Source organism: Metabacillus arenae (assembly GCF_014773385.1).
GTDB lineage: Bacteria > Bacillota > Bacilli > Bacillales > Bacillaceae > Metabacillus_D > Metabacillus_D arenae.
This window is the reverse complement of the sequence record NZ_JACXAI010000005.1, coordinates 55,624-68,995: the sequence shown is the minus strand read 5'-3', so window position 1 is coordinate 68,995 and position 13,372 is coordinate 55,624. Positions and strand designations below refer to the sequence as shown.

The 13,372-nt window shown below is 37.3% G+C and carries 14 protein-coding genes; 11 read left to right on the top strand and 3 right to left on the bottom strand.

Features of this window, described 5'->3' with window-relative positions; all coding sequences use genetic code 11:
* Positions 1-2 precede the first annotated feature (2 nt).
* From IC621_RS05810 to IC621_RS05790, 5 genes are all read left to right on the top strand, one after another.
* Positions 3-884 carry a carbohydrate ABC transporter permease gene (locus tag IC621_RS05810; protein WP_191156668.1) on the top strand — a complete coding sequence of 294 codons (882 nt, stop codon included), beginning with the start codon at positions 3-5 and terminating at the stop codon, positions 882-884.
* Positions 885-1,006: 122 nt separating this feature from the next.
* On the top strand, positions 1,007-2,614 hold the full coding sequence (locus IC621_RS05805; RefSeq protein ID WP_191156666.1) for an ABC transporter substrate-binding protein: 1,608 nt from the start codon (positions 1,007-1,009) through the stop codon (positions 2,612-2,614).
* Positions 2,615-2,629: 15 nt separating this feature from the next.
* On the top strand, positions 2,630-4,090 hold the full coding sequence (locus tag IC621_RS05800) for a glycoside hydrolase family 32 protein (protein WP_191156664.1): 1,461 nt from the start codon (positions 2,630-2,632) through the stop codon (positions 4,088-4,090).
* A gap of 446 nt (positions 4,091-4,536) precedes the next feature.
* Complete coding sequence (locus IC621_RS05795) at positions 4,537-6,381, top strand: glycoside hydrolase family 32 protein (protein ID WP_224752337.1); 1,845 nt, start codon at positions 4,537-4,539, stop codon at positions 6,379-6,381.
* 2 nt (positions 6,382-6,383) lie between these two features.
* Positions 6,384-6,632 carry a hypothetical protein gene (locus tag IC621_RS05790; RefSeq protein WP_191156662.1) on the top strand — a complete coding sequence of 83 codons (249 nt, stop codon included), beginning with the start codon at positions 6,384-6,386 and terminating at the stop codon, positions 6,630-6,632.
* 10 nt (positions 6,633-6,642) lie between these two features.
* On the opposite strand, the gene IC621_RS05785 is transcribed toward IC621_RS05790, so the two are convergent.
* Positions 6,643-7,455 (bottom strand): bifunctional hydroxymethylpyrimidine kinase/phosphomethylpyrimidine kinase, encoded by an 813-nt coding sequence (locus IC621_RS05785; RefSeq protein WP_191156660.1) that lies wholly within the window; start codon positions 7,453-7,455, stop codon positions 6,643-6,645.
* Positions 7,456-7,738: 283 nt separating this feature from the next.
* Here IC621_RS05785 and galE point away from each other — a divergent pair, with 283 nt between their 5' ends.
* Complete coding sequence (galE, locus tag IC621_RS05780; protein ID WP_191156658.1) at positions 7,739-8,731, top strand: UDP-glucose 4-epimerase GalE; 993 nt, start codon at positions 7,739-7,741, stop codon at positions 8,729-8,731.
* 96 nt (positions 8,732-8,827) lie between these two features.
* Positions 8,828-9,214: a cupredoxin domain-containing protein gene (locus IC621_RS05775; protein ID WP_191156656.1), complete on the top strand. Its 387-nt coding sequence runs from the start codon at positions 8,828-8,830 to the stop codon at positions 9,212-9,214.
* A gap of 59 nt (positions 9,215-9,273) precedes the next feature.
* Here the strand turns inward: IC621_RS05775 and IC621_RS05770 are convergent, their stop codons facing one another.
* Positions 9,274-9,594 carry a general stress protein gene (locus IC621_RS05770; protein ID WP_191156654.1) on the bottom strand — a complete coding sequence of 107 codons (321 nt, stop codon included), beginning with the start codon at positions 9,592-9,594 and terminating at the stop codon, positions 9,274-9,276.
* Positions 9,595-9,685: 91 nt separating this feature from the next.
* On the opposite strand from IC621_RS05770, the gene IC621_RS05765 reads away from it, so the two are divergent.
* The gene (locus tag IC621_RS05765; protein WP_191156652.1) at positions 9,686-10,492 is read left to right on the top strand and encodes a glycosyltransferase family 2 protein; all 807 of its coding nucleotides are present in this window, start codon (positions 9,686-9,688) and stop codon (positions 10,490-10,492) included.
* A 226-nt stretch (positions 10,493-10,718) separates the two neighbouring features.
* Positions 10,719-11,405, top strand: a complete 687-nt coding sequence (locus IC621_RS05760) for a uracil-DNA glycosylase (RefSeq protein ID WP_191156890.1) — start codon at positions 10,719-10,721, stop codon at positions 11,403-11,405.
* A 124-nt stretch (positions 11,406-11,529) separates the two neighbouring features.
* Here the strand turns inward: IC621_RS05760 and IC621_RS05755 are convergent, their stop codons facing one another.
* Positions 11,530-11,880, bottom strand: a complete 351-nt coding sequence (locus IC621_RS05755) for a general stress protein (RefSeq protein WP_191156651.1) — start codon at positions 11,878-11,880, stop codon at positions 11,530-11,532.
* A 411-nt stretch (positions 11,881-12,291) separates the two neighbouring features.
* Here IC621_RS05755 and IC621_RS05750 point away from each other — a divergent pair, with 411 nt between their 5' ends.
* Both IC621_RS05750 and IC621_RS05745 read left to right on the top strand, forming a co-directional pair.
* On the top strand, positions 12,292-12,588 hold the full coding sequence (locus IC621_RS05750) for a YwdI family protein (protein ID WP_191156649.1): 297 nt from the start codon (positions 12,292-12,294) through the stop codon (positions 12,586-12,588).
* Positions 12,589-12,680: 92 nt separating this feature from the next.
* Positions 12,681-12,965 (top strand): hypothetical protein, encoded by a 285-nt coding sequence (locus IC621_RS05745; protein WP_191156647.1) that lies wholly within the window; start codon positions 12,681-12,683, stop codon positions 12,963-12,965.
* Positions 12,966-13,372: the final 407 nt, after the last annotated feature.

Here is a 13,372-nt window from a genome sequence, read left to right as displayed (position 1 = left end):
TTATGCATTTAAACTATTCAAAATCAGATAAATTCATTTTGTTATTAAATAAAATCATTCTAGCAATTATTCTATTAATTGTATTATTACCACTTTTGTACATCCTGTTAGCATCTTTTTTAGAACCGAATGCATTGCTTAATAAAGGACTCTCGCTAAAGGCTTCTGATTGGAGTTTAGAAGGGTACAAGAGGATTTTGCAGAATGATGCGATTATCAGAGGTTTTATCAATTCAATTATCTACTCATTCGGCTTCGCTTTTATCACCGTAGTAGTTTCAATACTAGCAGCATATCCGTTATCTATTGATGGATTTGTTGGAAAAAGATTAGTAATGGTTTTCTTCTTAATTACAATGTTTTTCAGTGGCGGTTTAATTCCAACCTATTTAGTTGTGAAGGATTTAAATATGCTAAACACGATGTGGGCCGTTCTTTTGCCTGGGGCTGTAAGTGTATGGAATATCATATTAGCAAGAACCTACTTCAGAGGTATACCGAAGGAGCTTCATGAGGCGGCAAGAATTGATGGCGCTTCCAATCTGATGATATTTCTAAAGATTGTCCTGCCTTTGTCAAAACCAATCATTTTTGTTCTTGCATTGTACGCATTTGTTGGTCAATGGAATTCGTATTTTGATGCAATGATTTACCTGGAAGATCCAAATTTGCACCCATTGCAATTAGTTTTACGTTCCATTTTAATCCAAAATGATGTACAACCGGGAATGATTAGTGACCAATTAGCGATGGCTGAGCTTAAGAAGATTTCTGAAATGATTAAATATTCATCCATTGTCATTTCAAGTCTTCCTTTAATTGTCATGTATCCTTTTTTCCAAAAATATTTCGAAAAAGGCGTTATGGTAGGGTCTATAAAATAAATGTCTCTTTTTCTAATAGACCAATTAACATAAGGGACTTTTAAGAAGTGCTTCCAGTCCCACCTTACGATTTCTGGTACCAACAGTTTTACCAAAATAAATATTAAAATGGGGGTTATGTAATGAAAAAAATGTTCAAGACAATTTCACTATTGTCTATCGCTGCCTTATTAGCAACTGCATGCAGCAACAGTACCACCACTTCGTCTTCGGAGAAATACGAGATTGCTGATACGAAGTTTCCTTTAAAGGAGGAAGTAACTTTAAAGTTTATGACACAAAGCTCTCCTATTGCACCTAAAGATCCAAATGAGAAATTAATTTATCAGAGATTAGAAGAGAAAACAGGTATCCATATTGATTGGACAAACTACACAACAGATACTTTTATAGAAAAAAGAAATTTAGCAGTTGCGAGCGGTGATCTGCCAGATGCCATTATGGATGCCACCTTTAGTGATTATGATCTTCAGAAGCTGGGCAGCGACGGTACAATCATCCCGGTTGAAGATTTGATTGAAGAACACATGCCTAACCTCAAAAAGGTGCTTAAGCAAGCCCCAGAATATCGAAAGATGATTACTGCATCAGATGGGCATATTTATTCATTTCCATGGATTGAAGAATTAGGTGAAGGGAAAGAAAGCATTCACTCTGTTGATACATTCCCATGGATTAATGTAGAGTGGTTGGAAAAACTAGGGTTAGAAATGCCGAAAACTACAGAAGAATTAAAAGAAGTTCTTATTGCGTTTAAAACACAGGATCCGAATGGCAACGGCGAGGCGGACGAAATTCCTATGTCATTTATTATTAACCATGGAGGGGAAGATTTAGCCTTTTTGTTTGGCTCCTTTGGCTTAGGCGATAACTGGGATCATACGGTTGTTACAAACGATGGAAAAGTAACATTTACGGCTAACCAAGATGGTTATAAAGAAGCGATTAAGTACTTTAATGAATTATATAAAGAAGGCCTTATCGATGAAGAAGCATTTGAACAGGACTTCAATACTTATCTTGCAAAAGGAAAAGAGGAAAAATACGGTTTATATTTCACGTGGGATAAATCAAACATTACTGGATTTAATGATAAATACAAGCTCATGAATCCACTTGCAGGACCAAGCGGAGAAAAAAATGTTACGAGAACAAACGGAATTGGTTTTGACAGAGGAAAAATGGTTATTACAAGTGCCAATAAAAATGTAGAGTTAACCGCCAAATGGATTGATCAATTGTACGACCCTATTCAATCCGTACAAAATAACTGGGGTACCTACGGTGATGAATCACAACAAAATATTTTCGAGTTCGATGAAAGTGCAGGCATGTTAAAACATCTTCCGCTAGACGGTGCTGCACCAGCAGAGCTTAGACAGAAAACAAACATTGGCGGTCCGTTAGCTATACTGGATGAATATTACGGTTCGGTTACCACTATGCCCGATGATGCTGCTTGGAGGCTTGATTTAATGAAAGAAGTCATGGTTCCTCATATGAAGGCAGATAATACCTTTCCAAAAGTTTTCTTCTCTTTAGAGAATATCAAAGAATTATCTACCATTGAAACAGATCTATTTGCATATGTAAACCGTAAACGAGCTGAGTGGATTAAAAGTGGAAAAGTAGAGGAGGAATGGACTGAATATTTAGCAGAATTAGATAGACTAAAATTGGATAGATGGCTTGAGATTAAACAAAGTGAATACGATCGAAATAAAAAGTAAAGGGAGTAGTTGACAGTGGAAACAATAAATATAGAAAAATATAGACCAAGTTTGCATTATTCTCCAAAAAAAAATTGGTTGAATGATCCTAATGGATTGATCTATTTCAAGGGAGAATATCACTTATTTTATCAGCACAATCCACATGATAGTAAATGGGGTCCCATGCATTGGGGCCACGCTGTCAGTAAAGATATGATTAAATGGGAAGAACTGGATATTGCTCTGTATCCAGATAAACTGGGGACCATTTTTTCAGGAAGTGCTGTCATTGACTGGCATAACTCTTCTGGATTTTTCCCTGAAGAGCCAGGGATGATAGCGATTTTCACTCATCATTTCGTTGAACCAAATCAAACTGAACCTGTTCAGTCACAAAGCCTTGCCTTCAGTTATGACCAAGGCAGAACCTGGACAAAATACGAGGGTAATCCTGTACTTAAACATTCCACAAAAGTAGATTTTAGAGATCCTAAAGTCTTTTGGCATAGCAAAAGTGAAAAATGGATCATGATATTGGCAACAGGACAGACCATTACCATTTATTCTTCTCCTAATTTAATAGACTGGCAGCTTGAAAGCGAATTCGGAGAAGGTATTGGTTCCCATGAAGGTGTGTGGGAATGTCCAGATCTATTTGAGTTAAACGTAGAAAACAGCGATGAAAAAAAATGGGTATTACTTGTGAGCATTGGGGATAATCCGTTATTTGATAAAGGTTCACGAACACAGTATTTTATTGGTACCTTTGATGGATCGACCTTCACCGCTGATAATAGCAACAATGAAGTTCTATGGTTGGATTTCGGAAAAGATAATTATGCAGGTGTAAGCTTTTCTGATATTCCCAGGGAAGATAACAGGAGAATCTATCTCGGATGGATGAGTAATTGGAGATATGCAAATCAAGTTCCGAGTCAAGGATGGAGAGGTCAGATGACCTTACCAAGGGTTCTGACATTAAGATATATTGAAGACAAACTAAAGATTGTCCAAAAACCGGTGAAAGAACTAGATCGTTATTTTACTAAAAAGTATGAGATTTATGATGAAATAATCATAAGTAAAGTGGAAAAAACAATCGAAATCGATGAATCGAGTTTAGAAATCGTCTTAAACATTGACAATTTGAACGCTGAAAAATTTGGATTAGTTTTATATTACACTGAAACGCAAAAAACAACAGTCACGATAGATGCATCGAAAAATCTATTAACGCTGGATAGAAAAGATTCGGGCGAGGTACATTTCTCAGAAATCTTTGCAAACAGCCAAGAAGTAAAAATTCATGATTCAAAAAGAATTAACTTACGAATTATTGTTGACGCTTCCTCAGTGGAAATGTTTGTTAATGACGGCAATTATGCATTATCAAGCTTAATTTTCTCAGATAAAGTTTGTGAGAAAGTATCCATTTTCTCATTAGACGGTGATATAAGAATAAGAAATTACAGCATATCATCTCCAAATCTATGAACATTTAAAATAGTATTGGAAATTTCTTGTTATGACTAAAGAAGGAACCATATTGGCAAATTCAAAAGTCTAAACATTGGTTTTCTGGAAAAGCAATGTTAATTCTAGCTGCAAGCGCACCGGCTTTAGTAGGTGCCTCTTATTGATGAGATCAGAAAGTTTAAGTTAATTAAAGTATTAACGTGTTAAAGTTAGTTATAGTTGTCCAGCTGCAGCGTCTAGCCCGCTTGAGGTCTCAGGGCCAAGCGTCAAAGAAAGGAAAAAACGCCTTTCTGTGAAGCTCGCCCGACTGCTCACCCTAGGCTGAGCAAGGCGCTTCTGCTTTTCCTTGACTTCGAACATATATGGCTGACTAATGTGAGCTTATTAAAGACGTGATGACCAAAATAAATATAAAAGAGGAGAGATAGTCTATACAGTTATATTGAGGGAGGAATCGATAGATTTTGAAATTTAAAAGGACGTTAGGTGCGTTAGTTGCGATGTTTTTATTAGTGGCTATACTAGTTTTATTAAGAGGAGAGGTGGAAGTTGATATGAAAATTGAAAGCGTTTACAATAAACCAAAAGCGGATTCTGGTTATTATACTGAATTGTATCGTCCCCAATATCATTTCTCGAGCCCCTCTGGAAATCTAGCTGATCCGAATGGGCTTATTTACTTTGAAGGAGAGTATCATTTGTTTCATCAGAAAAATGGAACTTGGGCTCATGCGATTAGTGATGATATGATGCACTGGGAACACTATCCTATTGCTTTAGAACATGACGAGTTAGGTCAAGCGCTATCAGGCAGTGCTGTAGTAGATTGGAATGATTCAACTGGTTTTTTCAATGGCAAGCCGGGATTAGTAGCCATTTACACGAATACAACAGGCGGGGAAGCGCAAAGTATCGCTTATAGTAAAGATAATGGGAGAACATGGGAGCGTTATGAAAGCAATCCAGTTATCAAAAACCCTGGGATAAAAGACTTCCGCGATCCAAAAGTGTTCTGGCATGAAGAAACATCCAAATGGGTAATGGCCGTTTCAACAAATCAAAGTGTTACGTTCTATAATTCTGACAACTTGATTGATTGGGAATACCAAAGTCGTTTTGGTGATAATGAAGGCTCCCATGTAGCAGTATGGGAATGTCCTGATTTATTCCGTTTACCTGTTAATGGCGACAAGAACAATGTAAAATGGCTTCTTCATGTCAGCATTGGTGATAACGATGTTACAAATGGTTCTACAGCTCAATATTTTATTGGTGAGTTTGATGGAACCCAATTTATAAATGAAAACCCTCCAGAAAAAGTACTGACAACTGATTTTGGACAAGATTTTTATGCGGCTCAGTCATTCTCGAATATAGAAAATGGGCGCAGAATTTGGTTAGGATGGATGTCAAACTGGAGATATCCATACCAATCGCCAACTAAACCATGGATGGGTTCCATGTCCATTCCACGTGAGCTAGCCCTTAGGACAATCGAGGATGGTAGTATCAAGCTCTTTCAGGAGCCTATTAATGAGATGAAGAGGTTAAGAGCAGATGCCCATTATGTTGGATCGTTTAAATTGGAAGGAAACCATCCAATTGAAGCTTTTTCAGGAACAACATATGAATTTGAAGCAACTATTGAATGGGATCAAGTCGAGGAGTTTGGGATACGTCTTCGGAAATCTGAAGATGAAGAAACAGTTTTCGGTGTAAATACAAATAGTGAAGAAATTTTCCTAGATCGTTCTAATGCAGGACTAGAAACATTGATTGACCGAAATGGGAATCCATTTAAGTTTGGGACCCGCTACAAAACCCATTACCCAGTGGAAAGAAAACAGATTAAAATTAGAGGCTTAGTAGATGAGTCTTCAATTGAAATATTTGTAAATAAAGGCGAATTTGTATTTACTAATCTTATTTATACAAAACCAACGAACGCCGCCATTGAACTATATTCAAAAGGTGGAAATGTAGAAGTTAATTCACTTCATTTTTTTCATCTTAATTCGGTTTGGAGGGAACAGCCTCAAGAGAATAAAGTAGAACGAATTGTTTTATCTGAAGAAAAAGTAACTTTAAAGGTTGGTGAAAGTGCACGTGTAAAAGCCCGAGTAAAACCAGACTGGCTTAAACATGATGGGAAATTGAGATGGAAAGTAGATAAACCAAAATTAGTTAAAGTAACAAAACAAGGTGATTCTGTTTTGGTGGAAGGTGTGAAACCTGGTATTACAAATATAATGGTTAGCGATCAAGAAGGAAAAGCGGCTAAAGAAATGGAGGTCAGTGTGACAGAATAGCCATGCCAGAAAAAGATATCGTTCATTTAAAAAATTCTGTGGAAGTAAACGAGACAAGTGTTGAATTGCTTTTTTCTTTTCAAAAGTTGGTATATTTTAAAGAAAAAAATCAGCAGAAAAAGCTTGTTATTTCTAGGAAGATTAACAAAAAAGCAATCGGTGTTACACCGATTGCTGGTAGTCCTACATCTGTCCTCTTAATCTCAAGAGATTCCCTTAACTTTGCTCCAGGAGCAGCAAAAATTGCTTAAAAACCCTTCATTATTCACCGTGCATACGCTTAGCTGAATGTTTCACTGGTCCAACATATTGATTTAGAGGGAAAGAGTGGCGTATAGCAGATGTAATGAATTGCTTAGCTGCGTAGATCGCTTCCTTTACCTCTGTTCCTTTTGCAAGCTCTGCTGTAATAGCTGCAGAGTATGTGCAGCCTGCACCATGAGTAAACGAAGTTTCAACACGTTCACCTTCTAGAAGTTCATAGTCTTTACCATCATAAAGCACGTCAAGGGCATTATCATGCTCTAGCTTTCCGCCGCCTTTAACTAATACATATTTTGCACCCAGCTCATGAATTTTTGCGGCAGCTTCTTTCATTTGTGCTACTGTTGTAAGAGAACCAAGTCCGCTTAACTGTCCAGCTTCAAACAAGTTTGGAGTAATAACAGTTGCAAAAGGTGTCAAAATTTCACGAAGCGCCTCCGCATGTTCGGGGTAAAGAACCTCATCTGCCCCTTTACAAACCATGACTGGATCAACGACGATATTTTTAAGCTGATGTTTTTTGATCGTCTCAGCTGCAAGCCGTATGATTTCAGGTGTCGGCAGCATACCTGTTTTCATTGCATCTACCCCAACACCTTCAACAATTGTCGAAATTTGAGGCTTTATCGTATCTACTTCAACAGGAAAGACCTGGTGATTCCAATTGTTGTACGGGTCCATTGCCACAATAACAGTCAAAGCTGACATTCCATAAACACCATGCTCCTGAAATGTTTTTAAATCAGCTTGTATTCCGGCACCGCCGCTTGAGTCAGAGCCAGCTATAGTTAATGCTTTAGGCATTGTCATATGAAAAACCTCCATCCGAAAAAATGACCAATCTTTGAGCAGGTCTAAATTAATTATATAAAGGTTTGGGTAAGAGTACAATGTTCGTGTTTTTAATAGGACGATCATCTTAGAGGCAAACTAACTGAAAAATCATCACTCAATAATTAGAACTTTTTTAGTATGAAAGGTTTAATAGGTTAAGCATCTATATCCAATCAATTTTGAATTATTTCTGAGGAAATAATAGATTTGTTGTATAATAATGTACAGAGTATTTCAGAAAATTAGGAGGAGATTGCTTATGTCTATTTTGGTATGCGGTGGTGCTGGTTATATTGGGAGTCATGCTGTTTCTGAACTGTTAGATCGTGGAGAAAAGGTGGTTGTTGCTGATAATCTGCAAAAAGGACACCAAGAAGCAATATTACAGGAAGCTGATTTTTATCATGGGGATTTAAGAGATGAAGCTTTCTTAGATCGAATCTTCAGTGAAAATGAAATTGAAGCTGTGATGCATTTTGCAGCAGATTCACTTGTCGGAGAAAGTGTAGAAGATCCTTTAACTTATTATGATAACAATGTATATGGTGCTCTTTGCCTTTTAAAAACAATGAACAAATATGACGTGAAAAAAATCGTCTTTTCTTCAACAGCGGCTACATACGGTGAAGCAGAAAAAATGCCGATCACTGAGGATACACCAACTGAGCCTACAAATCCTTATGGGGAAACAAAGCTGGCTATCGAAAAAATGCTGAAATGGTCTGAGAAAGCATACGGAATCAAATATGTCGTGTTACGTTACTTCAATGTAGCAGGTGCGCATGTAGAGGGGAAACTTGGAGAGGATCACAATCCCGAAACCCATTTAATCCCAATTATTCTTCAGGTTGCCTTAGGAAAACGAGATAAGATTATGATCTTTGGAGATGACTACGCAACACATGATGGAACTTGTATTAGAGATTATATTCATGTAACAGATTTGGCAGATGCTCACTTACTTGCGATAGATAAACTGCGTCAAACAAATGAAAGCGGTATTTATAATTTAGGAAATGGAAATGGCTTTACAGTAAAAGAGGTAATTGACACGGCCCGAAAAGTAACCAGTCATCCTATTCCTGCAGTAGTAGCGCCGCGGCGAGCTGGAGATCCAGCCAAATTGATTGCTTCTTCAGATAAAGCAATGAAGGAGCTGGGATGGAAGCCTCGCTATGCAAAGCTTGAAACAATGATTGAAAGCGCTTGGAACTGGTTTCAAAAGCATCCTGCTGGTTATCACAATAACTAAAACTTTTTCACAATTGAATTGTAATCGCATAAAGGAACAGGTGCTGTACACTAGTTATAGCCCTGTTTTTTAAATGACAAGGGGTAGGAGGAAATGATGAAAAAGGGATTTTTAATCTTACTTGTGATCCTTATTTTGACAGCTTGCCGTTCAAAGGAAGAAGCTCAAGAGAAAACTTCAGATGTAAAAGAAACAGGAGAAGTCCAGGAAGTAACGATCACAGGCTACTCAGGGGATAACCCGGAGGACTTCAAATTTGAACCCGAAGAAGTTACCGTCAGCCAAGGAGACACGGTAAAATTAACGTTAAAAAGTAATGATGAAATCGAGCATGGCATTACCTTGTATGGTATAAATCAGCAATTAAAAGATGGCGAAACAGTAGAGTTTATAGCAGAAGAAAAAGGTGAATTTGCCGGACAATGTTCAGTATTTTGCGGTCCTGGCCACGGAGTCATGAATTTTAATCTGATTGTTAAATAAATATTTAAGGTACCAGGTAACAAAGGTACCTGGTACCGTAAGTAAATACTTCGTAAATGCTAGTGTTCTTTAGCAACAATGATAACCTTGCCGTGATCCATTTCTTCTTCCATCTTTTCTGCTTCGAGCTGTGATAGACCAATTGATTCCATTTTAGAGCGTAATTCATCGCCTCGAGACCGGAAGACATTGGCCAAGGAATCAAAAATTCCCTGCTGCCCTACATCGACTTCTTTAGTATCTGTGCCATCTGTTAGATGCCTTGAACGTTCAGGATCATGGGCAAATAAGAAGATGTCTTGCTTTTCAATTCCTCTAGTTGTTAAATTATTAATAATTTCACTGGCTTGTACGCCGTTTTCAACTATAAATGTTTTCATTTTAACAACAACTCCTTTGTTTATCCTATTCCCGCTGTGAATGAAAACAAACATCATTAAACTAGAAACAGAAGATAAGAGGTGCCGAATATTGAAAGTATCAATCGTCATTACTACTTATAATCGGAAAGAAGAGTTAGCGGAATTAATAGAAACGATTTCGCTTCAGACTTATTTACCTTTTGAAATTATTATTGTAAATGATGGAGGAGAAAGGGTAGAATCATTGGCCAGTTACTATCATGACCTTCCAATAAACATTATCCATTTAGACGAAAATGTAAAGCATGTTAATGCTCGGAATATAGGTGTGAGGCAGGCGACAGGGGATTTCATTATGCTTTCTGATGACGATGATTTCTTTACTCCTGGGCATATAGAAAGAATGGTGAAGGCAATAGCGGATGCAGATTTAGTCTATTCAGATGTTGAAATCGTAACGTTTAGGGAAAAAGGAAAACAGAGAATTCCAAAGACACGCCGTTTATTTGCTTATCATTATGATTTAGCTGCAATGAGGCGCTTCTCAACCTATGTCCCTTCAGGCAGTCTATATCGAAGGAGTTTGCATGAGAAAATAGGTTATTTTGATCCTGATGTACATAATTATTGGGATTGGGATTTCTTCCTGCGAGCAGCGGAGGAATCCCGCGTAAAACGGGTCCCTGTAGCAAGCGTCATTTATGCTTTTGCTGAGGATGGACAGAACCAATCCGCCCAGCTATCTGGTAAGCGTGAGAACTATTTAAAGGTATTATGTGATAAACATCAGTTGGGTGAGCTCCCACAGGAAAATTTTTTCACGTTACTCGAATTGCCGGAGCTTAAGCAGCGGGAAGCCGAAAGCGAGATTGTCTGGGACGGATTACCAGTCAGCTCAAGGCTTATGAACCCATGATCGGTCCTTTGCTTTTCAGGAACTAAAGAATATGGGAGAAACACTGCTCGCTGGCGTCTGATGGCATGGGCTAACGATAAGCGGGGTAAAAATATCAAATAAACGAAAGTTTCACTTATCGAAAAATATAAATAGACGTTTTTCCTGTGATATGATCTGGGTAGGAGAGAAAGAAATGCCGAGAGACATGGACCGGAAAACCATTTTCGGGGAGAGGGGCTTTTTAATGAAAAAGATTTTGCAAAATGACTGGTCTGACGTGCTTGAGGACCAGTTTCAAACAGAAGATTATTTGCAGTTAAGAGAGTTTTTGAAAGAAGAATATACAAATGAAACGGTTTACCCTCCAGCAAATGATATCTTTAATGCTCTGCATTATACAACCTTTAAAGGGGCAAAGGCAGTGATTTTAGGACAGGATCCTTATCATGGTCCAAATCAGGCACATGGTTTGAGCTTTTCTGTCCAGCCTGGGGTAAATATCCCGCCTTCTTTGCGAAATATTTACAAAGAGCTTAAAGAAGATATAGGATGTGATACACCTGACCACGGCTCCCTTATTCATTGGGCCAAACAAGGAGTGCTATTATTAAATACCGTTCTGACAGTACGAAAGGGAAAGGCCAATTCACATCAAGGAAAAGGATGGGAGACATTCACCAATGAAGTGATTAAATCTTTAAATAAACGAGATGAGCCTGCGGTATTCATCTTATGGGGAAAACATGCACAAGCAAAAAAAGAGTGGATTGATATAGATATGCATTACATCATAGAATCCCCACACCCAAGTCCATTTTCAGCAAGCAGAGGCTTCTTCGGGAGCAAGCCTTTTTCAAAAACTAATGATTTTCTTAGGAATCAGGGCAAAGAAGAGATCGACTGGTGTATTCCTTCTTTACAATATAAATAATGGAATACCAGAGAATGTATTTGTTCAGGCATCATCAGTTAAATAAAAAAAAGAAAGACCTTCAGAAAATCGAAGGTCTTTCTTTTTGATGTACATAGTTTTAGAATACTTGAAGTATTTTCAACTAAAGTCTCCAGTCACTTGCTTTTTGGTGGTCAGTGACGAATAAAAGGATTTTCCCTTCATCCAGCTTTTCTTCATATACCTCAGCTTCTTGTGAAGAGAATCCAACTTCTTGAATCTTATTTCGGAGCTCGTCCCCTTTTTTCATAAATAAGTTCCCAACTGCTGTATCTAATCCCATCTCATTTAAGCCAATGGTACTTGCATTTGAAACATCGGCAACTCGATTTGTCCGCTCATCATCATGTGATAAAACATAAATATCCTCCGGAGAAACTCCTCTAGCTTGCAGGTCATTCACATCATTTTTTAATAAATCTTCATTTTGATATTCCTTTACAACTGGTTTCATTTCTATTCCCTCCTTAAAAGGTTTATTAATCAATATCCCGAAAACACCTGTATAAAACATCTTTTTTCGTAAAATGTGACCAACATCTCATTAATATAGAAAAGGAAAGATAAACTAGAAAGAAGGATTCTTTTCGATACCTTGATATAATAAGGGAAAAGCAAAATGGTGAAAATATGAATACGAAAATAAATTGTATGGCTTGCAAACATTTTTATATAACTTGGGATAGGCAGTACCCGAACGGATGTAAAGAATTTGGATTTAAATCTAAGGCTGACCCTTCTTTGCAAGTACAACGAGCTTCAGGAGCACCATGCTTAAAATTTGTTGATAAGAGAAAAAGGTAAACAATTAATGTAATCGCTCTGTTAAAATAAAAAACATAATCTGTTTTTACGGAGGAACACTATGAACATCCATATTTCAGCTTTGATACATAAAATGGAAAAAGAGATCGGTGAAGCAAAAAAGGCTGGAGATGAGCAGTTAATCCGAATGCACATACAGGTTGTTCAATCATTATGTGAGGTAATTCTTGAACAACAGTCAAGTGAACACCAGCCCGCTATTCAACCTAAAAAGGAAACGAATCCCCTAGTAGATCAATGGGAGCTGCAAAAAATGATGGGATCAGCGCCTTCCAAAAAACAATCGTCATCTTCCAAAGAAAGTGATGCAAACGGCGATTCAATTTTTGATTTTTAGTATTCGTTAGTAATAATCTCCAAAAAAGGACAGCCTTCATAATCTGTTTGGAAAAGGAAACAATGATGATAAACAACTTTTGGAGGTTTAATATGTATTTTCATTATTACCCTAAACAGCCAGATGAGGAATTCAGTCTGGCTTTCGATACAAATACTTGGCATGACCGCTATGAGGTATACGTAAATGACAATTATGTAGGCCTAAAAAAACTTCTTTCCGTTTCAGAAAAAATAACAGATCTTGAAGATTTTTTGCATAGTGAAGGCTTTAAAAGGTTTGATACACATCTTGAAGGGGACCACTATATGATTCACACAAGTGAAGGTATGAATGGTCTAACGGATGCTCTTAAAGTCTATCTGCAAACAAGGTGAATTTGAAAGAAAATGTGTAGTTGGAATAGACGGTAATCAATCGGTAACTTTCTGGCAATTCAAGGACATTTTCAAACCTGTTAGGGAAAATTGATTAATTGCTTCTGCCCTAATAGTTTTCGCAAAGATATAAAAACGCATGGATGTCCCTCTATCCATGCGTTTTTATATCTTATAACCTATCCGTCTTTAGCGTCGACTTTTGGGAAAAAGCTTATTTACTAATAAAAACACTCTCAGACTTGCTTTCTAAAAAGTATCTAAGCTTTTTTAACTTATTTCCAAAATGTAATTTTATAATACTTATCTTCGAAAATAGAATATATCTTTGAACTTCGCATCAAATCAATAAAAGCCAACTAAATCGACATCAACAACACTTTTCTTACACCGGTCTCCTGTCTAAC

Coding starts and splice junctions, on each gene's coding strand:
- IC621_RS05810 (WP_191156668.1), top strand. CDS start 3: ATGCATTTAAACTATTCAAAATCAGATAAATTCATTTTGTTATTAAAT.
- IC621_RS05785 (WP_191156660.1), bottom strand. CDS start 7,455: ATGACAATGCCTAAAGCATTAACTATAGCTGGCTCTGACTCAAGCGGC.
- IC621_RS05755 (WP_191156651.1), bottom strand. CDS start 11,880: ATGAAACCAGTTGTAAAGGAATATCAAAATGAAGATTTATTAAAAAAT.
- IC621_RS05760 (WP_191156890.1), top strand. CDS start 10,719: ATGAAAAAGATTTTGCAAAATGACTGGTCTGACGTGCTTGAGGACCAG.
- IC621_RS05775 (WP_191156656.1), top strand. CDS start 8,828: ATGAAAAAGGGATTTTTAATCTTACTTGTGATCCTTATTTTGACAGCT.
- IC621_RS05770 (WP_191156654.1), bottom strand. CDS start 9,594: ATGAAAACATTTATAGTTGAAAACGGCGTACAAGCCAGTGAAATTATT.
- IC621_RS05750 (WP_191156649.1), top strand. CDS start 12,292: ATGAACATCCATATTTCAGCTTTGATACATAAAATGGAAAAAGAGATC.
- IC621_RS05790 (WP_191156662.1), top strand. CDS start 6,384: ATGCCAGAAAAAGATATCGTTCATTTAAAAAATTCTGTGGAAGTAAAC.
- IC621_RS05805 (WP_191156666.1), top strand. CDS start 1,007: ATGAAAAAAATGTTCAAGACAATTTCACTATTGTCTATCGCTGCCTTA.
- IC621_RS05745 (WP_191156647.1), top strand. CDS start 12,681: ATGTATTTTCATTATTACCCTAAACAGCCAGATGAGGAATTCAGTCTG.
- galE (WP_191156658.1), top strand. CDS start 7,739: ATGTCTATTTTGGTATGCGGTGGTGCTGGTTATATTGGGAGTCATGCT.